Source organism: Prosthecobacter debontii (genome assembly GCF_900167535.1).
In the GTDB taxonomy this organism is placed as follows: Bacteria; Verrucomicrobiota; Verrucomicrobiia; order Verrucomicrobiales; family Verrucomicrobiaceae; genus Prosthecobacter; species Prosthecobacter debontii.
Window position 1 is genome coordinate 17,480 of the sequence record NZ_FUYE01000006.1, and the last position, 20,866, is coordinate 38,345.

The window sequence follows — 20,866 nt, forward strand, 5'->3', positions numbered from 1 at the left end:
CGATGAAGGTGGATCACTCTAGAACCAACGAGCCTCCAAGCAGCCGGATCGTTTGGCGAATGAAGTCTCTTCTGGAGCGAGGAGGTTTTGCACCAAACACATCCGGCCTCCAGGTGGTCGTCCCTTGGGGGGGCAGGCATGATGTGACAAAACGAATGCGGCTTGTTCTTTTGTCACGCTTGGATCGTTAGGTTATGCGAGTGGTTCAACCGATCCTGACTCCATAAAAATCAGGCGCGGCGACGGCGGCGACTGATGAAGGCGATCAAACCGAGCATGAGGAATAGAGCACGGGAAGGCTCGGGGATGACGGCGATGTAGATCACCCCATGCTGCATGAAGTAGTCGGTGTTGAAGACGAAGCCGCTGCCGGAGAGGATGGCATTGGCGGAGGAGAGATCGAGATCCGCCAGGGTGAAAGCTCCAGCACCCCCGGCTCCGTCGCCATCGGTGTTCAGCGGGTTGACCCAGTCGAGCAGATTGAAGACGTCCCCGGCGGTGGGCACATAGCTGCCGAGCAGTTCCACTCGCAGGGTGCTGCCGGCATTCAGAGACAGGGTGCCATTCACCTGGATACTGTCGTAGAGACCGCCGGAGTCGGCATTGGCGAAGTATGCGGGGTCACCTCCAGAGAGGAGGTCGCTGAGGGTGCTGTTGGTATCGCCGAGTTGGAAGAGGGCGCGCAGGGTGGGGGTACCACCGGCGAGGGTGAGGTTTTCAAAGGTGAGTTCACCCAGGCCATTGCCGGCATTGCTGAGGAGGGAACCCGTGCTATCCCCGGCGGAGACATAACCGCTGCTACCGGCGATGATGAGGTTGCCATTGACGTTGCCACGCCCGGAGAGGATCTGGCCGTTCAAGGTGTAGTTGCCACTGGTGCGGCCGGAGATGCTGAAGGTGGCGCCCTGATCCACCTGAATCCAGGGGGTGCCGGAGATGTTGCCGGTGCCGCTGAGCGCCAGGGTGCCGGCGCGGATGGTGGTCTTGCCGGTGTAGGTGCTCTGGGTGGCGGTCGCGGTGGTGCCGCCGAGGTTGTAGGTATTGGTCAGGGTGAGGGTGGCACTGCCGTCTTTGACTAGGGCGAGGTTACCTTCGATGCGGCCGCTGTAGGTGGTGCTGTTGGCTTGGTTCAGGGTCAGCACGGAGAGGTTGCCCGCGCCTGAGAGGGAGTTGGTGACATACACATTGTCCACCACAGAGACGACGCCGTGCTTGAGCCCAGCGAGGGTTTGATCGTTGCCGTTCAGCTCCAGCGCCACGGACTCGGTGACCACGGTGTTGGTCAGCATATTCAGTGTGGTGGTAGCAGGCAGGGCGTTGTCGGTATCGATGCGGACGATGCCGCGGATGATGTCGCTGTTACCGGTGTAGGTGTTGGCTTTTTTGAGCACCACGATCCCGCCGCCATTACCGACATAACTGATGCTGGTGCCTGCGCCGTTTTTGATCACGCCATCGATGATCAGGATGCCGGTGCTGCTGCCGGTGCCGATACGGCCGGTGTTGCTGCCCAGGATGATATCGCCTGCCCAGGTGGCGGTGCCGGTTTGCACCTGTAGGTTCCCCTGGTTGTTGCCGGGGCCGTTGATGGTGAGGGTTTCACCGGTGACGGTGACGCCGGTATTCAGGCGCAGGATGGCGGCGGAGGCGACGGTGGTGCCGCCCAGAGTGGAGCCGAGGGCCTGGCTGTGATTCACCTGCACGGTGCCTGCGTTGACGGTGGTGACGCCGTCGTAGGTATTGGCGCCGCCGAGGGTGAGGGTGCCGTTGCCATTTTTGGTGAGGCCGCCGACGCCGCTGATGATGCCGCTGTAGGTGGTGTTAAAGGTTTGCAGGTCGAGGGTGCCGCCGTTTTCGCCCAGCAGGATGCCGCGATTGGTGCTGAGAGTGAAGCTCGCGGCCATCTGGAGGGTGCCGCCATTGAGGGTAAGGTGACCGCTCACAGCGCTGGCCGGGGCGGTGCCCAGGCTGCTATCGGCTGAGATGCGCACGGTGCCGCCATTGATGTAGGTGGCGCCGGTGAAGGTGCTGTTGGTGGTGGCACCGAGGATGAGCAACCCGGGGCCGTTTTTCACCAAGCTGACGATGCCCGTGCCGTTGTCACGGATGGCGGTGTTGACGGTGGTGGTCTGGCCGGCGGACTGGTCGGTGAAGATGAGCTGACCCGGGGTGCCCGTGGTGGTGCCGCCGGCGCTGAGGTTGCCACTGTTCGGCGTGGTGCCGATGGTGAGGTTCCCCGCACCGGTGCCGAGCATGATGCCGCCGGAGGTGCCCAGGCGCAGCAGGGAACCCGTAGGCACATCGATGATGGCCTCGCCTGTGGCGGTCTGGAGCAGGGTATTGATGTTGGTCGTGGTGCTTTCCAGAGCGATGTTACCCGAGGTGCCGCCGTTGATGATGCGGACGTTGGCATTGGCATTGTTAGGCAGAGGGGTGACGGCCCCGGCGCCAGTGCTGAAGTTGGTGATGTCTGTGTAGGCGCTGTAAGCCACGATGTTACCGCCGGAGACGGTGGCCCAGTTGTTGCCGCCGACCGTGGCCCAGCCGCCGAGGATGCCGCTGGCGTCATTGCTGCTGGTGGTGCGGATGCCGTTGGTGGCGCTCTGGGTGCCGCTGGGCAGGATGAAGTTCACCCGGCCACCGTTCTGCGTGGTGATGTTCCCCAGATTGAGCACCAGGTCTTGAGCAGTGGTGGCGTTGCGGGTCAGGGAGATGGTGGAGAGGCCAGCACCGACGGTGAGGCTCTGCACGGTTTGCGCATTGGCAGCGGTGGAGCTTCCAGTGAGGGAAAACGTGCCGCCTGACAGGATGAGGGCGGTGCTGCTGCCGAGGATCTGGCTGGCGGGAGCGCCGGTTTGGTTAAAGTCGAGCTGCAGGGTGCCTGCGGCCACGGTGGTGCTGCCGGTGTAGGTGCTGGCGCTGCCGAGCACCTGGGTGCCGCTGCCCGTCTTCAGGAGGGAGAGTTTACCGCCGCCGGAGCCATCGGCCAGGGCGCCCAGATAGGTGCGGGTGGCGGAGGTCTGGATGGTGAGGGTGGCATCGGTGGTCCCGCCGTTCTGGGTGGTCACGCCGGTGGCACTGGTGGAAACCAAGCCGCCAACGATGCTGGAGGTGCCTTGCAGGGAGAGCGTCTTGGTATTGGCGCTGGCGCTGAAGGTGACGACGTTGGGGGCGGCGGAATTCAGCGCGCCGTAGCTGCCCAGGATCAGCTCACCCTGGCTGAGGGCCACACCGTTGGTGAAGGTGTTGTTGCCACTGAGGGTCCAGGCACCGGTGCCGCTTTTGGTCACGGTGAGGGCATTGGAAATATTCCCGCTGATCACCCCGGTGCCGGAGCCGACGAGGTTGAAGGAATGGGCAGAACCACCGGTATCCGCCGCATTGACATTACCACTGATGTTGAGCTGGGTGCCGCTGGCGGCGTCAAAGGTGAGGGTGGCCCCAATGGCGGCCTGCACGGAGCCTGTCCAGGTGTTGTTGCCTGCGACGCTGGCGAGGTAAGGCGAGATGAGGGATTCACCGACGACGGTGAGGCCGCCGGAGAGGTTCAAACGTCCGCTGGTGTTGGTGATGCTGGTGCCTCCAGCTGTGCTGCCCAGGGCCAGGGCGTGACGGATCTCAAGGTTACCAGCGGTGATGAGGGTTTCTCCACTGTAGTCACTGGCTCCGGCCAGGATAAGGAGGCCGGTGCCATTTTTGGTGAGGCTCCCTGCGCCAGTGATGGCTCCTGCGTAGTAGGTGTCATTGGCCAGGGTATCCAGGGTGCCACCGCCAGCCAGCAGGGTGATGCCACGATTGACGTTCAGAGAGGGGGAAGCCTGGGATCCGGCATAGGCGAACTGAAGCGTGCCGCCGTTGAAGGTGAGGTTATCAGGATCGACCGTGCTGGGCACAGCGCCCAGGCTGCCATCGGCGGCGATGTTGAGGATGCCGCCGTTGAGGACGGTGCCGCCCGTGTAAGTATTGGCCGTGCCACTGAGGGTTTGCGTGCCGCTGCCGGTTTTCACCAGGGTGAGGGCACCGCCTCCGGTTCCATCGGCCAGGGTGCCGCGGAAGGTGGCGTTGGCGGTATTGGCCACAGTCAGGGTAGCGGCGGTGGCGCTGGCGTTTTCGATGGTGACCACATCCGTGGTGCCCTGCTGGATGATGCCTGCCATCGTGGTGGAGAAGCCATTGAGCGTGAAGGTCTTCGCGACGGTGTTTGTGGCAAAGGTGAGCGTATTCACACCCGAGGCATTGAGGGCATTGGCACTGCCGAGGCGCAAGCCGCCAGCATTGAGGATGACCCCACCGGTGAAGGTGTTGTTACCACTGAGCACGATGGTGCCGATGGCGGTGCTGGAGGCATTGATGGTAAGGCTGCGGCTGCCCCCAGTTTCACCGATGTTTCCGGCCACGGTGCCGACGAGATTGGCATTGCCGACATTGACGGAAACCCCAGCATTGCCTGTGAGAGTGATGGGGCCGGAGACCGTGTAATTTTGATCAAAGCGGATGGCTCCACGCGAGCCTGCACCTGTGCCAGAGAGGGAGAGAGGAACATTGAGAGCCTCGCTGCCGCCAAAGCCAAGAATCAGAGAGCTGCCCGCTTGGACATCAATCGCATTCAATGTCTTGAGGGAATTGAGATTGCTGACGTTCAAGAAGGTGCCGCCTCCCCCGGCCACATTGGCCAGGGTCAGAGTTCCAGTCCACGTGTTGTTGCCACTGATGGTGAAGAAGGCCGTTTCGCTACCGCTCTTGGCAAAGGTGATGTTGCTGCCTGCAAGTGCGGAGGTGATGGTCAAACGCGTCGAGCCCGTCGTGAAAGAAGTGAAGTTTTCAGTCCTGATGAAAGCTCCATCCGCCAAGGAGATGGTGCCACCTGATAAGGTATAAGAGCCATAATTCGGGGTTGGGCTCGAAACCGTGCCAACGGCTTGGAAGGTCAGTCCTCCAGCATTCACGGTGCCGCTGACGGTGATCGTGGCCGCACTCGCATTGCTGCCGTTTCCAAAGACGGCGATGGTGCTGCCGTTATTGTTCCAGACATCGGTGGTGGCACCGTTCGACCAGTTTTGATTGGTAAGATTCCAAGTGCCCGCCCCGTCGGTCACTCCAGCCGTTGTGCCGTTGGCATCCCACTGCAGACTCTGGGCGGGAGCCAGGTCTAAACACAGACAAAAGGCCAAAGCTGCCACGAGGAAGCGATGGGAAAAACGGAGCACGGAGTTGCCTGGTTGGGGCAGGGTGTTGATTTTCATGGCGGGGGGAATGGCCAGTCTAACTGAAAGCCCGGCGGCTTTCAGCATAAACCTGCGCGATTTGGGCAGAAATAGACGGGAATGTCTCGTTTCTGATCGATGCAAAATGCAATAAATGCGAGTTGGAGCCTCGTCTTGGGAGGTTTGATCAAGGTTCGGAACTCCGCCTTCAGGCGGAATCTGGGCGACTTCGCTGTCTCAAAGAGTCCGGCTGAAGCGGGGGCTCCGAACGACCAGACACGGGCGTCAAGACTCACCCATTAGGTGCTCCAAACTTAGATTTCCGGCTGAAGCCTGCGACGTTTCAGGCCGCAGATGCGAAGGCTTCAACCGGAATTCCTTGTCTTCGATAAGGCCACTTCAGTCCTCAGCATTCATGGCTTCTTCAGCCTCCAGGCCGAAGAGGAATTCGAAGTCGGATTTCTCCAGGGTGCTGGAGAAGCCGCCCTCGCCCAGGATGTTGGCGGACATGAGGCTCTTTTTCTGCTGCAGGAGCATGATCTTCTCCTCGATGGTGCCTTTGGTAATCATTCGATAGGCCATCACCGGCTGGGTCTGGCCGATACGGTGGGCACGGTCGATGGCCTGGGCTTCCACAGCAGGGTTCCACCATGGGTCGTAAAGGATGACGTAGCTGGCGGAGGTGAGGTTGAGACCGCTACCACCGGCTTTCAGGGAGAGCAGGAAGACGCATGGATCAGGATCTTCCTGGAATTGCTGGACGACTTCGGAGCGGTTGTTGGTGCTGCCGGTGAGCCAGTAATGCGGGATGTTCATCTCATCCAATTTATCGCGGATGATGTTGAGCATGGTCACGAACTGACTGAAGAGCAGGACCTTGTGCCCCTCAGCATGGAGACCCTCGATCATCTCCAGAGTGGAGGCGAGCTTGGCGCTGTCTTCATCCCCGGAGGATTTATCCACGAGGCCGGGATGGCAGCAGATCTGGCGCAGGCGGGTGAGGGCCTGGAGGATGGCGAAACGCTTGCGGGTGAGCACCTCGAAGCCGGAGGCGGTCAGCACCATGTGCTGGGCCTTGGCCAGCTCCTCACGATACAGGCGCTCCTGGGTGCCGGTCATCTCACAGAGCATGGCTTCCTCACTGCGGGCGGGCAGTTCCTTAGCCACCTGAGACTTGGTGCGGCGTAACAAGAAGGGTTTTAAGCGCGCAGAGAGTCGCTCGCTGGCACGGGCGTCTTTACGGCGGTCGAAGTGGCGGGTGAAGTAGTTGCGATCTCCCAGAGCGCCGGGTGCGGCGAAGGTCATGAGGCTCCACAGGTCTAACAAACGGTTCTCCACCGGGGTGCCGCTGAGCACGAGGCGGTTTTCCGCCTTGAGCATGCGGGCGGCCTTGGCGGCCTTGCTGTCCGGGTTCTTGATGTGTTGGCCTTCATCCAGGATCACGGCCAGCCATTTAACCGACTCCAGCAGCTCGATACAACCGCGGAGTTGGGCGTAGTTCATGACCAGGACGTGGGAGTCTCGGTAGAGGCTTTCGAGATCCAGCTCTTCTTTGTCCCGCAGCACCTGCACTTTCAGGCCGGGGGCGGCTTTGCCAAACTCGGTGGCCCAGACATCCAGCACGGATTTCGGGCACACGACGAGGCAGGGCCAGGCGGTGCGGTAGCGGGTGCGCAGCCAGAGGATCCAGGTGATGCTCTGGATGGTTTTGCCCAAGCCCATGTCATCGGCCAGGATGCCGCCGAATTTGTTCAGGCTGAGGTAGGCGAGGAAGTGATACCCGTCTTCCTGATAGGGACGCAGGGTGACGCCGAGGCCTTCGGGCACGGCAGGCCGCTCATCCAGCTTGGCCTGCTCCATGCGCTGGGTGAGATTTTGCCAAGCGCGGGGGTTGATGATCTCCTTGGCACCTTGACCGGTGAGCTGGCGCCAGTGCAGGCGGTGGGCTTCATTGCTGAACTCATCCAGATCCAGGCCGAGCTGGTCCATCATGGCCTGCTGCTCCTCCGTCAGCTCCAGTTTGACGCGGCGCCAGGTGCCATCGGCCAGTTGCACAAAGCCTCCTTTGGCGGCGATGAGGCGGCGGATATCGGCGGCTTTGAGATCCGCGCCTTCCACCTCGAAGACCATCTTCAGGTCAAACCAGTCGATGTTGGCGGTCTGAGATGCCTCGATGCGCACGCGGGCGATCAGCGGATCGGCCAGGATGGATTGCAGACGTTCATCCGCCTGCAGGCTCATGCTGCTGGGTAAGCCCTGAGCCCAGTTATTGAACTGTTCGGGGAAGGTTTTGGTCAGGCGGACGCGGAAGCCCTCGTGCTCGGGGTCATACACGGGCCGCATCTCATGCAGGGCATTTTCCGCCTCCGCCAGGGCGGTGCGGTCTCGGCAGATGATGCTGTTATCATCATCAGGCCGGGCATTCTCCGTGGGCTGCCAGCCGGCATAGCGCAGCACCTCACGCACCACGCCATCCGGCGTGACGGCCTCCACCTGGAAGACGGCGTGCTCCGTGCTGCTGGCATGGGAGCGGGCCAGACAGCCGGCCTTCACCTGCACCTTCAGCGGCTCATGCTTGATGCGGGCGGCGATATCGGCCGGCAACGGCAGGCGGAGCTTATCCAGGAAGGTGATGCCATCCTGGGTGGCCAGGGCATTGATGGGGATGGCGGTGGCGGAATCCAGGCGGGTCTCTTCAGCGAACCAAACGGGGCCGGGGAAAACGGTGTCTGCAGAGAGATACTGCGTCTCCGCGCCATGCATGATGCGCAGTGGCAGGGGGGCGGGGGTGCCATCCGCCTGCACGAGGCTGAGCAGCAGTTGGCCGGTTTCCTTCTCCTCCTGGCTGGACCACTGGAGTGGCTCACTGACGCGGCGGAAGGGCGCCTCATCCAGCGTCAGCATGCGCGCTTGCAGCGCAGGTTGCTGGAAGAGGGTGCCTAGCCAGCGGCTGTGATTGTCCAGGTCGAAGCGGCAGACCTCGCCAGGGTTGGCCCCGGTTTGATTGATGCAGGCCATCAGCAGCAGCTCCGCCGCCGCAGGCATGTTCAGGGCGCCGCGTTCATGGGCATTCTCCAGCGTGTGCAGTTCCGCCCCGCTCACGTTGCGGAAGGCGGTATCGCTTTCTTTGATCTGCAGGCGGGCCTCCGCCGTGGTGATGACGAGGCGGAAGTCACAATACTGGCGAGGTTTCGGCGGGGTATCGTGGAGCGCGCGCAGCAGCGTGCGGATGCGCTCCCGCCACAGCGGCAGCGTGCGCTCCTGGCGCCAAGCACCCAGGCGCTCACGCACCGCATCCAGGTCCACACTGTTACGCAGGAAGGCGGGCGCGGGCAGGTTTTTCTCCTGGAGAGCCAGGGCCACGTATTCCCAGAACTCCTTCAGATTCACCGGCGGCTCGGGCCACAGGGCCAGGGGGTCCATGCTCTGGATGCTCCAGCGCGGGTGCAGGCGCACCATGTCCTGGTCATAGATCTGGCCGCTTTGGCGCACTCGTTGGAAGCGCTTCTCCAGCTTGCTCAGGTAGCCTTCCTCCTCGGGCGTGAGCTGGCGGGCCAGGCGGCGCTCCAGCATGATCTGGAAGGTCTCCTCAGGGGGGAGGGAGGGCGCACCAGCGGCCGGGGCCTGCCGGGCAAAGCGGCGCTGGCTGGCGATCAAGGCCGCGCAGAGAGCCAGGTCATGCAGAGGTGCCTCATCACAATCACTCTCTCCCTGCCACTGGCCATCTTCCAGCGCCCAGCGCACATTCACACGGCGGTCATCCAGCACCACCTCGGCCAGCACTTCATCTTCCACGATGTCGAGGCCACGGATGGCATCATCATCCGCGAGCCGCTCCGCCTCCTGACGAATGCGGGCATCAAAGGACTGCAAAAGGGCGGGGAGGGATGTAGCGAAATCAGGCATGGGCACAAAAACCCACGGCGGTGAAACCGGGGGAACTGGTTGGCTTAGCACACTGAATCGCGCCGCGCCAGAGATGTCTTGAAAAGGAAGGGAACAATTATCCGGAAAAGGCAGGGCCTTCAGAAAAGAACGCTCCTTACGGCCCTGAGGCTACAAGTTCTTACGCCAGTGTCAGCCTCAAAAAAAGCCACGTGCCGGTCAAGATACCCCAGGCTCGATGGTTGTATTATGCTGCTATGAAAACCCAACCCCCGGAGACTGTGTTTCTCAAGAACCTCTACGCCACTCCCGCCGATTGGCAGAGAGACTTGTTTTATTCTGTGGTGCGTGCCGGGCATCTGAAAGCCGGGCCGGAGCACCGCATCCAGCGGGAAACCTACCCTGGGCATGAGCTCATCCTCTGCCTGCGGGGCAGCGGCTGGCTGCAGGTGGCAGGGAAAAAACATATGATCGGTCCTGGTCAGATGGCTTGGGTAAACTGCCATCATCCTCACGTCTATGGAGCCATGCCGAATGACCCCTGGGAAGTCTATTGGGTGCGCGCGGAAGGGCGTTCCCTGGACCGCCTCGCCCAGTTGCTGGAGATCCGCTCCCTGCCAGTCTTGGCTGGCTTTGACGCCGCAGGCGCAGCGGCTGAGTTTGAGCGCAGCTTTCAGTATCTGGAGGGGAACCGCCCCTGCGATGCCGCGCATGTGAATGCCGCCATCTCCGCCATCATCGCCATGGCCTTCGATGCCCGCCTATCTGACCCAGATCTCATCCGGCCAGACCTGCCCATGCCGGTGCAGAAGGCGCTGGAAAAGATGCGCCTCTATTTTCACCAATCCATCCGCGTGGTGGAGCTGGCCCAACTCGCCGGTATGAGCGAGAGCCATTTCAGCCGCCAGTTCAAAGCCGCCATCGGCACCAGCCCCATCGATTGGCTGCGGCGTGAGCGCATCAATCAGGCCAAGCGCCGCCTGATCGAGTCCGACGATCCCGTGAAGGAAATCGCCCGTCAGGTGGGCTATGCCGATCAGTTCTTCTTCAGCAAAGACTTCAAGCGCATGACCAAACTCACGCCCACCCAGTTCCGCGATGAAGAGCGGCAGGCCGGGTGAGGGGGGAGCCTTTGCAAAATTTGTCAGGATGCGAAGAGTTGGTAATACTCCTTGAAGTAGAAGACACGATTCCTCCGCTTTCCTGTCAGTTCATGGACGATCCCCAACCTGCGCAAGTCTGACAATAAGCGATCAACGGTCGGTTGGCTGAGGTCAAGCCGACTGGACAATCCAGCACTGGTGACCACAGGTTTTGCAAAAAGAGATTCGAGTAAGCGACTGGCGTTGCCCGACCGTTTCCCGAGCGTCTGAATTTGGGCGGCGGTGCGCTGACGCATTTCATGAATGGACTGGAATGTCAGAACACCTTTGCGTGCCGTTTCATTGATCGCTACGAGGAAAAACTTGATCCAGTGCATCAGGTCTCCTCGTGTGCGGACGGCTGTCAGTGCGTCATAATAGGCTGCACGATGTTGCTCCAAGTGGGCGGAAAGATAAAGGCAAGGGCGATGGAGTAATCCTTTGCTCACCAAATACAGTGCGATCAGAAGACGCCCAATGCGTCCATTGCCATCAAGAAATGGGTGAATGGTTTCAAACTGGTAGTGGCTGATGCCAATGCGGATGAGTTCTGGAACAGCGATGGTTTCATTGTGCCAAAATGCCTCCAGATCGCTCATGAGAGCAGGCACCTCCTCATGATGAGGGGGGATGAAGACCGCATCTGCCAGAGTGGCTCCACCGATCCAATTTTGACTCCGACGGAATTCTCCCGGCGTTTTCCCTTCACCACGGACACCTTTGAGAAGTGTTCGATGAGCTTCACAAAGTAACCGATTGGATAACGGCAATGTTTTGAGCCTCTCGACGGATTGATTCATGGCTTCAATGTAATTTCGAACCTCGCGCCAATCGTCCCGCTTTTCGGGGGCGATTTCTTCGGGATCTTCCTCCAAGGCTTCATCCATCTCCGTCTGAGTGCCTTCAATCCGACTTGAGGTTTGCGCCTCCTTAACCACGTGCATTTGGATGAAACGATCAACATCCGGCACAATCAGTGACAATCCGTTGAGTTCACCTAAATGGCGGTTGGCATTCGACAGCAAGTCATGAAGTTCAGGCGAATCCCACGTCCATTGATGATTCACGAGAGGCGGTTGGTAACTGCGATAACGGAACTGTTGTTGGTAAGTCCCTTTCTGGAAGCCTTCGATTGTCATTTTATTTTTGGCGGCCCGTTAAATTCAAGAAATGAAGATTTTGAATTTAAGGATATCACTAAAAAACGTTATGTGCCTAAAAGAATGTTGAAGTTGAGGCTTCTGCCAGCTCCTCCTTCAGCCGCTCCATCGGTAGGCCCATGACATTGGTCCAGGAGCCTTCGTAGCTGGCTAGGATCATCTCGCTGCATTCCTGGATGCCGTAAGCTCCGGCTTTATCCAGGGGATTCACACGGGCGTGGTAGGCACGGATGATCTCTTCGGTGAGGGGGAGGAAAGTCACCTCGGTGATGACGTGGAAGCCATACCCCTGGGCTCCTCCCTGGGAGGCCAGATAGACGCCGGTGCAGACCTGATGCTGACGGCCGGAGAGGCGCTGCATCATGTGCAGGGCTTCCTCGAGGTCGGCAGGTTTTCCCAGTGGTTCCCCATCCACATAGACCAGGGTATCCGCGCCAATGACGAGGGCGTCTGGACGGAGGGTGGCCCCGGCGTGGGCTTTACGGCGGGCGTTTTCCACCGTCAGGGCCTCGGGGGTGAGGCTGGCGTCGTGGGCTTCTTCCACCTCAGGCAGCAGGAGATCGAAGGTGAAACCGGCCTCACGCAGGAGCTCGACACGGCGGGGGGATTGGGAAGCCAGCACGAGAGGCTGGGCCGTGGCGGGATGGGGGGAACTCATGTGTCTTGTTCCTCGATCATCAGCACTTCATCGGCGCGGAGGAGCGAGTCGCGGTCTTGGAAGGTTCGGTAGCGGTAATAGCCAGTCTTGCTTTGGTATTCCGGGCGTCCTTTGCACATGTATTGGCGGCCGTCTTTCAGAGTGATTTTATAGCTGCCGCCCGCCGACTGGCAGCTTGCCAGGAGAGTGGCCGTCAGAATGACGCTGAGGAATGGCTTGATCAGAGGCATGGAGGGAAGAACGCCTCTCAAGGAAAAACATTCGCACGCTTTCGCAAGTCCGCTTATATCGGCGGGCCACGCATGTCCGCCGCTACTTTCCTTCAAGAATTCGTCCGCAATTGGCAGACCGTTGGGGCTGTGGCTCCTTCCAGTCAGGCTTTGGCTTACCGGATGATGGAATCCGCCGAGGTGGGCCGTGCCCAGCATGTGCTGGAGCTGGGGCCTGGCACGGGAGCATTTACGGAAGCGATTTTGGATGTGATGCCGCATGGTTCGAGCTATTTGGGGATCGAGCTCAATGAAACCTTCGTTTCTCAGCTCAAACCGCGCTTCCCCAGCATGGATTTCCGAGCGGCTGGGGCGCAGGAGTTTGATTTTGGCAGTTATCTGGGCGGGCGGGAGCCCTTCGATGTGATCGTCAGTGGTTTGCCCTGGACCGCTTTTCCCCGTTCACTCCAGGAGGCGATCTTGGCCAATGTGCTGCCGCATCTGAAGCCCGGAGGGCGCTTTGCCACCTTCGCTTACTACGGTTTTCATCGCCTACCCAGCGGTCAGCGTTTTCGGGGGCTGCTGCATGAGCGGCTCACGGGGGTGGAGACCAGCCGTGTGGTGTGGGGAAATGTGCCGCCGGCCTTCGTCTATGTGGCACGGAAGTAGGAAGTTTCGTGTCGGATGAATGGATAATCCTTGTTCCAAACGTGTATTCATCACGTGAGGAAAGCTTGACCTCTGACGAGCTTTTTCTCAGGCTTACCTTTTCGACGATTTATGAATTTTAACCGAGCTTCACTTTCGTTTATCTTTGCAGCGCTGACCACGTCAGCCATCGCCGGTGATAACTACCTCGTTTACTTTGGTTGTTACACCAATGCCAAGTCGGGAAGCAAGGGCATCTACGTTTCGAAGTTCAGCAGCGGCACCGGTGAGCTTAGCGATCCGGAGTTGGCGGTGGAAACCGGCAGCCCCAGCTTCCTGGCCATCTCCGCCGACAAAAAGCACCTCTATGCCGTGGGTGAGATGCCCGTGCCTGGCAGCAAGGCCGGGGGAGTCAGCGCCTTTAACATCAGCCTGCCCGAGGGGAAGCTCAGCCCCATCAATCAAGTCTCCTCCGTGGGCGTGGGTCCCTGCCATGTCTCGCTGGATCACACCGGCGAGATGGCCATGATCGCGAACTACGGCAGTGGCAGCGTGGCCAGCTACGCCATCGGTCAAGGCGGAGAATTGAGCGAAGCGGTGAGCTTCATGCAGCATGAAGGCAGCAGCGTGGACCCGAAGCGCCAGGCGGGTCCCCATGGGCACAGCATCAATGCCAGCCCGGACAATCAGTTCGCCCTCGCCTGTGACCTGGGGCTGGATAAGGTGCTGATCTATAAGATCGATCCTGAGCGCGGCAGCCTCATGGGGCATGGGCACGCCACCGTCCCTCCCGGCAGCGGCCCCCGCCACCTCGCCTTCCACCCCAACGGCAAGTTCGTCTTTGTGAACAATGAGATGCTGATGACGGTGACCTCCTTTGCCTATCAGGCCACAAAGGGAGCCATGACCGAGATCGAGACCGTCTCTACCCTCCCTGAAGCAGATCGTGGTAAGCAGGGCTACAGCACGGCGGAAACCGTGGCTCACCCGAATGGCAAATTCGTCTATGTGTCCAACCGCACCCACGACACCATCGCCGTCTTCTCCTGCGATCCGGCCACCGGAAAACTCACCTTGATCCAGAATGCCCCTGCGGAAGGGGAAATTCCCCGTAACTTCTGCCTGGACCCTTCCGGCAGGTGGATGATCGTGGCCCACCAGAACAGCAACACTGCCGCGCTCTTCAAGGTGGATACCGAGACGGGTAAACTGGCCTTTACGGGTAAAAAGGTGAAGGTCGGCGGTGCGGTCTGTGTACGTTTTCTGGCACTGGACTGATTAAGGCCTCTACCTTATGGTCGCTTCCTATGAGTGGCGCATTTCTTTCAGACCATCGGCAGAGTGCAAGTGAGCGGGAAGCCGAGCGCCGCATTGCGGAATATCACGAGTCGATTGCCAAGCGCTGCTACAACGGAGCGACTTGGCTGCTGGTGATCACCATGGTCATCATGGCCATCCCCCAGCTCGGCTTGGAGCGCTGGCACTGGCACCTCGTCGGTGTCTCGGCTCTGATCATGACCATCTTGGCCGTGCAGATGATCCGTTACGGACGCATCTCCAATGGTCTCGTCTGTCTCCTTTGTGCTTTCGCGGTGTTACCCGGCTGGGTTTACCTAGCCGATGATGTGGTGCGGGTCGGCACCTCATTTTTCACCATGATCGTGACTCAGTGGCGGGCGAAGTTTGGCTGAAGCCACCCCTTAGCTGAGTCAATTGAAAGGGCCAGAGCTCCTGGAGGGGGCGTCCTGGCCCTTCCTTTTTTCGGTCGTGCCGAGCGAACGACACCGCGCATGAGCGTCATTGAGTTCTTTAATGAAAATGATACGCAGTCGCAAATAAGGGTTGATCGGTCCAAAGAGCGACGTTAAAAAGCGCTCGCTGCCTTCGGGGCCGCTTCACGTCACTTCACTGCCACGGATCGTGTCCATGCTTTTTCCTGCCTTTGAAAGCCGCTGGCTGGGTGCCGATGCCCAGCTCGGGGGAAATCATTGGCTCAAGGCCCTGCGCCCCGGGGGAGTCACCGCCCTGCTGCTGCTGGAGGGGCCGGTGCGGGTGGAGTGGAGCCTGCGCAGCCATCGTGAGATCTCCGGCAATAGCCTGATCTGGCTGAATACGGCGGTGGCCTTGCCGGAGAGCTGGCGCTTGCTCGGGGGGCGTCAGCATGAGGCCCTGGCCCTGCATTTTCCCATCGAGTGGGTGCACAGCAGTCTCACCAGCCTGCGCCAGGAGTTGTCGGCAGATTTCCGGGGCCTCTTACTCGGGCCGCACTCCGCCACCCCGCTGATCACACGCCCGCTGGAGGCGGAGGATCGAGTCTGGTCCCGCACCCTTATGGCGCCCACACTTTGCACCGCCGCAAGGCACCTGCTGGAGGGCAGTCGAATGAGTGAGTTTTTCTTCCGCAAGGTGCTCACCGAGTCGAAAGGGGAGGAGCTTTTCTGCACCCGCACCCGCCGTCTCTCCCTGGAGCGGGTGGCCAAAGTGCGTGCGGCGCTGCTGGAGAATCTGGAGGAGCCGCCGACTCTGGAGGAGCTGGCCCGCCTGTGTGGCTGCAATCCGCAGTATCTCTCCCGCACGTTTTCGGAAGCGGCGGGCACCACCATCAGCCTCTATCTGCGCCGGCTGCGCATTGAGCGGGCGGCGGAGATGCTGGCGCATGGCCGGGCCAATGCCAGCGAGGCGGCCCTGGAGGTGGGCTACCGCAGTCTCAGTCATTTCAGCCAGGCATTCCGTGCGGAAAAAGGCATCACGCCCAGTGAATGGGTGCGCCGACCCGGAATCTCGGCGGAGGCGAATACAAACATCGGAGCAAATGCGAATACAAACGCCCGACAAATTCCGGCATGAAATCGACAGCCAATGTTCCGAACAAAACGAATTTCTTTCCGTCTAAAACATAAACCCCTATGAATTACACGAACCTCGATAGCCGTCTCAAGTTCCAGCAATTGAGCCCAAGTTTCCTCCGCCGCCTGAAGCGAATCCGCGCCAACAGCCTGAAGGGCAAGGCGAAGAAAGCACCTCCGGCCACTCCCCCTGTCTCTGGGGATGTCGCTCCGGCGGCGTCCTGAACTCGGCGGCGGGTCTTATCGCGATTCTGGAAAAGAATTTCCGGCGCTTCGAGTGAATCCTAGGTGATCGAATGACGGAGACCTGTGGCCCGAACACTCCGTGTGCGGAAAGCCAGAGGTGGTAGAACTGGAAATCCACGTGTCTCAGCCGATCTGGCAAACTGCTTGCCACTCAAAGGTCGGAGTTCCGCCTCCAGGTGGCAGGGGAGGGAGGACTTTTGTAAGCTCCCAGATTCCGGCTGAAGCCGGGGCTCCGAACGAGGATCCCCTGGCCTGCGGAGACCTGTGGCCCGCACACTCCGTGTGCGGAAAGCCAGACGTGGTAGAACTGGAAATCCACATGTCTCAGCCGATCTGGCAAAGTGCTTGTCACTCAAAGTTCGAGCTCTGCCTTCAGGCGGCAGGGGAGGGGACTTTTGTAAGCTTCCAGATTCCGGCTGAAGCCGGGCTCCGAATGAGGATCCTGGCCTTCGAGGCAAGGTGGATGTGTGGGTGCCTTGCTTGGCATTCCACGCGGTCACCTGCACACGGAGTGTGCGGACCACTTCACTCTCTGGCTGACCGGAAATCCTGGAGAGATCGCTAAAGCCACCTGAAGGCGGTGCTCCGAACCCCGCTCACTGAGGCCCGAGTTCCACCTCGTCGTCCAGAGGGTAGATGGGGCGGCGGATTTTCTCGAAAGGTAAGCTGCGGAGTTGGCTGCTGCACGGCCCAGGGGTATTCACCCAGAGCATGCGGGTGGCGATGCCATCGTAAGCCCGCCGGTGAGCCACGGCAGCCTTGACCCCGATGACAGAAAAGTCCGTGGGTTCTAGCCCCTGGCTTCGCCACTGGCCGAGATCGAAGGGCGGGGTCTTGATGCTGGTGAGCAGGATCGTCAGGCCCTTATGCCGCACGACGGCGGTTGGCCCCATGTCAAACTGGCTGCCACTCATGGAGGCGAGGTGGCTCTGGGTGTCTTCCAGGTCAAACAGACCACTGCCATGGGAGATGACCTCCACCTCCAGCTCCACCGGTCCAGCATCCAAGCGGCTGCCTCGGCCCCCAATCGCCACCATGACCCGGTCACCTGCGCGATGTGCGGTGACCTTCGTCACCGCCTCCGCATCGGCGATGCAGATGGCGCTGTTGGGCACCCGCCAGTGAATGAGAGCGCGCATGAGGGCGGTGCCGTCTCCTGGGGCACCGCCGCCGATGTTATCGGAGGGCTCCACCAGTACGGTCAGGCCCTCGGGCGGCTCAGTCAGGCCGCCGATGATCTCACTCAGGGGCGGCTCGGTGGCATTGCCCAGTTCACGCAGTTGCCAGGCCGTCTCGCAGAGGCGCTGGAGATGATCCGGCACTGGCTGTGAGCTGGCAATGACGAAGCTCACGCCCGTGTCGGGGGTATCCGCAAAGGCAAACCCGGCGACGATGCTCACCGACCAGATGCCCGGCTCCTGCTCCATTTCGCGCGCCATTGTCTCCAGCGTCTTCATCGGCTCTGTGGCTGTGCCGGTGCCGGTGGGGGGCCAGACCAGGGGCGGATGCGCGTGGTATTGCCGGGGGCGCTCGCCCGTCTCCAGACAGCGCCGCAGCAGTCGGGCGGCGTCACAGGCGGCATGGCGGGCATCGGTATGCGGGTTTTCACGATACGCCACCAGGCAGTCGGCCAGTTCCGCCATGCGCGGGGTGAAGTTGGCATGAAGATCGAAGACGCCGAAGATGGGCACTCGCTCCGCGCCCGGCAGAGCCCGCAGCCGCTGGAGCAGCTCACCCTCCACATCCTCAAAGGATTGAGAAACCATGGCACCATGCAGCACGAGGTAGATGCCATCCACACCCGTGCTCAGGTGCGGGGTGGCATGCTCCTCAAAGTCCGCCCAAAAAGTCTCAATGGCCAGATCCTCGACCAAGGCGCTGGGCTGAGCCCGATAGTCCACGGTGGGCAGCACCTCCCACTGCCATTTTTCAGCCAACTCCAGCACGCCCCCCATGGGGGAGGCATCCCCCTTCTGCGCCAGCAGTTCCTCACCCCGGCGGATGGTGAAGTCCGCCAAGGGCGTGGAGCCATCCAGAAAAGTGTGGGTTTCATGAAACAACCCGGCCAGGAGGATACGGGGCCGAAGCGGCACGACGGCCTCGGTGTCAGGGCTTGGAGTCATAGCAGGTTGGGTTGGGGGGTGGAAGTCATCCAAGTAACGGATGAAGGCTAGGCTTTTGGGTGTCTCTCCGGCGATCTTTTTTTCTCCAGATAGGATACGTCTGAGCCGCAGTGAGTGAGTGGGCTGGAAGCCGTGGTGTGAAGAAGATGAATTTCGAGTGTCGCGTGAGCGTCCCGGAGGTGGCAGAGAGGCAAGGGCATCCTTGCCTCGACGACACCGCTCATACGCGGACGCATCGTGTTATGAACGTAGGCTGACCTGAGACCCATAGAGCGGTGTCGCGCTTGAGCGCTTGCCACCGCACTCCGGGACGCTGTCGCGCCTGATCCTCAGGCCCCCACCCACTCTTCCGCATGGCGTGCAAAGGCCCGTCGCGCGCGGACCAGCGCTTCATCGACATCGGCCTCGGTGTGGGCGAGACTGAGGAACCAGAGACCGCGCTCGATGGCGCGCACGCCCTCTTCCAGCAGGCAACGGCGCAGGTGTGCCCAGCGTGGGGCATCATGCCGCAGCACGTAGTCGCGGTAACTGGTGACCGGGCCTTCGGCGGCCCCAGGTTTCAGCATCGTGGCATGGAAGACGAGGCCGGGGCCTTGAGGTCGCAGGGGGATGCCATACTCATCGGCCAGGGCACGCAGTCCCTGCATGGTTTTTTGGCCTAACGAAATCAGTGTCTTGGGGTGATCGGACCCGAGTTCGAGGATCTGATCCAGACACCACTTGGCGGCGGCGAGGCACAGCGGGTTGGCATTTAGAGTGCCGGCGTGCACCGCGGCACCGCTGAGGAATTTGGCGAAGGAGGCTTCTTTCCCCACCAGGGCGGCAAAGGGGACACCGCCGCCGATGGCTTTGCCGAGAATGGTAAGATCCGGCACCACGCCATAATGCGTCTGCGCTCCGCCGGGGCCGAAGCGGAAACCGGTGATGGTTTCATCCGCGATCATGAGCATGCCGTCGCGATCACACAGCTCGCGGATGGTGGAGAGCAGGCCGGGCACGGGCTCCATGCAGCCGGTGTTGCATAGCACAGGCTCGAACACGATGGCGGCGATCTGGCCGCGATACTGATCCACGCGCTGGCGCAGATGCTCGACGTCATTCCAGCGGGCGACGACGAATTGCTCCAGCACTTCCGAGATCACTCCTTGGCTGGGGTGCAGGCGAGTCGGCTCCTCCTCCGTGCCCCATTGATCCGGCGGTGGGGCAAAGCCGACCAGCCCTTCATCGGCCCAACCGTGGTAATGGCCTTCGAATTTCAAGATGAGCTGACGCCCGGTGTGGGCCCGGGCCAGGCGGAAGGCGGCGAGCACCACCTCCGTGGCGGAGTTGTTAAAGCGCACCCGCTCCGCGCCGGGAATGAGGCGTTGCAGCCGCTCGGCCACATCGATCTCCAACTCGCTCTGCGCGGCCCAGTGGGTGCCTTTACGGGCCTGCACGGAGAGAGCCTCCGCCATGCCTGCGGGAGCGTGACCGTAGAGCAGCGCTCCCTGACCGGTTTGAAAATCGATGTATTCATTCCCATCCACATCCCACAGGCGGCAGCCCTGACCGTGATCGAAGTAAAGCGGCACAGGAACTTCCAGCTTACGGATGCCGCTGTTGATGCCACCAGCGATGCTTTTTTGGGCCCGGGCATACAGCTCGGCTGAACGTGGGAAGGTGTAGGACATGAGTGGAGAGGGAGATGAGATGCGCCGTGCGGCAGGAACGTAAAATCCGTGTAAGCCGCACAACAGAGCTTGCCAGAAAGCCCCCAAAAAAGCGACACTACGAATATCACCAATCCCCCCGCTTTTGTGTCTGCTCGCCCTATCACCCCCACCGACGCCACGTTGCCTGAATCTGTCGCCCGCCAAGCCCAGGCGAATCTTCAGAAATTGATCGATGGCTTATCTCAAATCATCCTGGGCAAACAGGATGTCATCCGCCTCGCGGTGAGCTGCTTGCTTGCTCGCGGTCACCTGCTGTTTGAAGATCAGCCGGGGGTGGGCAAGACACTGCTCTCCCAGGCCCTGGCGCAGGCTCTGGGGCTGCAATTCCGCCGTGTCCAGTTCACCAGTGACATGCTGCCTGCGGATATCCTCGGTGCTTCCATTTATGATCGGGAGGCGGGTAGCTTCGTGTTCCACCAAGGCCCGGTTTTTACCCAGGTGCTGCTGGGGGATGAGATCAACCGTGCGACGCCGAAGACGCAATCCGCGCTCTTGGAGGCAATGGAGGAGGGCAAGGTGACGTCCGATGGCGTCACGCATGCCTTGCCCCAGCCGTTCTTCGTCATCGCCACGCAGAATCCATCGTCGCAGATCGGCACCTTCATGCTGCCTGAGTCTCAGTTAGACCGCTTCCTCATGCGCTTGGCCTTGGGCGTGCCCGACCGCACCGCGGAGCGCAGCATCCTGCAGGGTCAGGACCGGCGGGAGATGCTGAAGTCCATGACGGAGATCCTGCCCTGGGCGGAGATGCAGCAGATGCAGGTGCAGGCCAGGCAGGTGCATGTCTCCGGGCCGCTACTGGATTACGTGCAGGATTTGCTGGCAGCGAGCCGTGCCGAAGGGCATGGACTCTCCCCGCGTGGCGGTTTAGCCCTACTGAATGCGGCGAAGGCCTGGGCTCTGATGCATGGCCGGGCCATGGTGCTGCCGGAGGACGTGCAGGATGTGGGTGTGGCCGTGATGTCTCATCGTCTGGAAGGCGATGGTGAAACGGCCCGCCGTCTCCTGGAGGAAACCGTCATCCCTTAACCCC

At 60.9% G+C, this 20,866-nt stretch carries 14 protein-coding genes; 7 read left to right on the forward strand and 7 right to left on the reverse strand.

The features are described from left to right. Positions 1 to 230: 230 nt before the first annotated feature. Positions 231 to 5,243 carry a beta strand repeat-containing protein gene (locus B5D61_RS10415; protein WP_176159344.1) on the reverse strand — a complete coding sequence of 1,671 codons (5,013 nt, stop codon included), beginning with the start codon at positions 5,241 to 5,243 and terminating at the stop codon, positions 231 to 233. A gap of 360 nt (positions 5,244 to 5,603) precedes the next feature. Beyond that, entirely contained in the window at positions 5,604 to 9,110 is a 3,507-nt protein-coding gene (locus B5D61_RS10420; protein ID WP_078813331.1) for a DEAD/DEAH box helicase, read from the reverse strand. A gap of 236 nt (positions 9,111 to 9,346) precedes the next feature. Here B5D61_RS10420 and B5D61_RS10425 point away from each other — a divergent pair, with 236 nt between their 5' ends. After that, on the forward strand, positions 9,347 to 10,210 hold the full coding sequence (locus B5D61_RS10425) for a helix-turn-helix transcriptional regulator (protein WP_078813332.1): 864 nt from the start codon (positions 9,347 to 9,349) through the stop codon (positions 10,208 to 10,210). Positions 10,211 to 10,233: 23 nt separating this feature from the next. On the opposite strand, the gene B5D61_RS10430 is transcribed toward B5D61_RS10425, so the two are convergent. From B5D61_RS10430 to B5D61_RS26245, 3 genes are all read right to left on the reverse strand, one after another. After that, the gene (locus tag B5D61_RS10430; RefSeq protein ID WP_078813333.1) at positions 10,234 to 11,370 is read right to left on the reverse strand and encodes a Fic family protein; all 1,137 of its coding nucleotides are present in this window, start codon (positions 11,368 to 11,370) and stop codon (positions 10,234 to 10,236) included. 76 nt (positions 11,371 to 11,446) lie between these two features. After that, a complete protein-coding gene (locus B5D61_RS10435) occupies positions 11,447 to 12,049 on the reverse strand; it encodes a Maf family protein (protein WP_078813334.1) in 603 nt (200 codons plus the stop codon). After that, entirely contained in the window at positions 12,046 to 12,279 is a 234-nt protein-coding gene (locus B5D61_RS26245) for a YgdI/YgdR family lipoprotein (RefSeq protein ID WP_176159345.1), read from the reverse strand. The genes B5D61_RS10435 and B5D61_RS26245 overlap by 4 nt, the downstream gene beginning before the upstream one ends. 72 nt (positions 12,280 to 12,351) lie before the next feature. Here B5D61_RS26245 and B5D61_RS10445 point away from each other — a divergent pair, with 72 nt between their 5' ends. From B5D61_RS10445 to B5D61_RS26250, 5 genes are all read left to right on the forward strand, one after another. Further along, positions 12,352 to 12,927, forward strand: coding sequence for a class I SAM-dependent methyltransferase (locus B5D61_RS10445; protein WP_139373183.1), 576 nt, complete (start codon positions 12,352 to 12,354; stop codon positions 12,925 to 12,927). A gap of 111 nt (positions 12,928 to 13,038) precedes the next feature. After that, positions 13,039 to 14,184 (forward strand): lactonase family protein, encoded by a 1,146-nt coding sequence (locus tag B5D61_RS10450; RefSeq protein WP_078813336.1) that lies wholly within the window; start codon positions 13,039 to 13,041, stop codon positions 14,182 to 14,184. 29 nt (positions 14,185 to 14,213) lie between these two features. Then, on the forward strand, positions 14,214 to 14,597 hold the full coding sequence (locus tag B5D61_RS10455; protein ID WP_078813337.1) for a hypothetical protein: 384 nt from the start codon (positions 14,214 to 14,216) through the stop codon (positions 14,595 to 14,597). A gap of 235 nt (positions 14,598 to 14,832) precedes the next feature. Then, the gene (locus tag B5D61_RS10460; protein ID WP_139373184.1) at positions 14,833 to 15,753 is read left to right on the forward strand and encodes a helix-turn-helix transcriptional regulator; all 921 of its coding nucleotides are present in this window, start codon (positions 14,833 to 14,835) and stop codon (positions 15,751 to 15,753) included. Positions 15,754 to 15,812: 59 nt separating this feature from the next. Further along, the gene (locus tag B5D61_RS26250) at positions 15,813 to 15,977 is read left to right on the forward strand and encodes a hypothetical protein (RefSeq protein WP_176159346.1); all 165 of its coding nucleotides are present in this window, start codon (positions 15,813 to 15,815) and stop codon (positions 15,975 to 15,977) included. A 617-nt stretch (positions 15,978 to 16,594) separates the two neighbouring features. On the opposite strand, the gene B5D61_RS10465 is transcribed toward B5D61_RS26250, so the two are convergent. Continuing rightward, complete coding sequence (locus B5D61_RS10465) at positions 16,595 to 18,121, reverse strand: M81 family metallopeptidase (protein WP_078813339.1); 1,527 nt, start codon at positions 18,119 to 18,121, stop codon at positions 16,595 to 16,597. Positions 18,122 to 18,450: 329 nt separating this feature from the next. Then, complete coding sequence (locus B5D61_RS10470; protein ID WP_078813340.1) at positions 18,451 to 19,791, reverse strand: aspartate aminotransferase family protein; 1,341 nt, start codon at positions 19,789 to 19,791, stop codon at positions 18,451 to 18,453. A gap of 162 nt (positions 19,792 to 19,953) precedes the next feature. Here B5D61_RS10470 and B5D61_RS10475 point away from each other — a divergent pair, with 162 nt between their 5' ends. Further along, complete coding sequence (locus tag B5D61_RS10475; protein WP_078813541.1) at positions 19,954 to 20,862, forward strand: AAA family ATPase; 909 nt, start codon at positions 19,954 to 19,956, stop codon at positions 20,860 to 20,862. Positions 20,863 to 20,866 lie beyond the last annotated feature (4 nt).

Coding starts and splice junctions, on each gene's coding strand:
- B5D61_RS26250 (WP_176159346.1), top strand. CDS start 15,813: ATGAATTACACGAACCTCGATAGCCGTCTCAAGTTCCAGCAATTGAGC.
- B5D61_RS10455 (WP_078813337.1), top strand. CDS start 14,214: ATGAGTGGCGCATTTCTTTCAGACCATCGGCAGAGTGCAAGTGAGCGG.
- B5D61_RS10430 (WP_078813333.1), bottom strand. CDS start 11,370: ATGACAATCGAAGGCTTCCAGAAAGGGACTTACCAACAACAGTTCCGT.
- B5D61_RS10450 (WP_078813336.1), top strand. CDS start 13,039: ATGAATTTTAACCGAGCTTCACTTTCGTTTATCTTTGCAGCGCTGACC.
- B5D61_RS10460 (WP_139373184.1), top strand. CDS start 14,833: ATGCTTTTTCCTGCCTTTGAAAGCCGCTGGCTGGGTGCCGATGCCCAG.
- B5D61_RS26245 (WP_176159345.1), bottom strand. CDS start 12,279: ATGCCTCTGATCAAGCCATTCCTCAGCGTCATTCTGACGGCCACTCTC.
- B5D61_RS10420 (WP_078813331.1), bottom strand. CDS start 9,110: ATGCCTGATTTCGCTACATCCCTCCCCGCCCTTTTGCAGTCCTTTGAT.
- B5D61_RS10470 (WP_078813340.1), bottom strand. CDS start 19,791: ATGTCCTACACCTTCCCACGTTCAGCCGAGCTGTATGCCCGGGCCCAA.
- B5D61_RS10445 (WP_139373183.1), top strand. CDS start 12,352: ATGTCCGCCGCTACTTTCCTTCAAGAATTCGTCCGCAATTGGCAGACC.
- B5D61_RS10425 (WP_078813332.1), top strand. CDS start 9,347: ATGAAAACCCAACCCCCGGAGACTGTGTTTCTCAAGAACCTCTACGCC.
- B5D61_RS10435 (WP_078813334.1), bottom strand. CDS start 12,049: ATGAGTTCCCCCCATCCCGCCACGGCCCAGCCTCTCGTGCTGGCTTCC.
- B5D61_RS10415 (WP_176159344.1), bottom strand. CDS start 5,243: ATGAAAATCAACACCCTGCCCCAACCAGGCAACTCCGTGCTCCGTTTT.
- B5D61_RS10465 (WP_078813339.1), bottom strand. CDS start 18,121: ATGACTCCAAGCCCTGACACCGAGGCCGTCGTGCCGCTTCGGCCCCGT.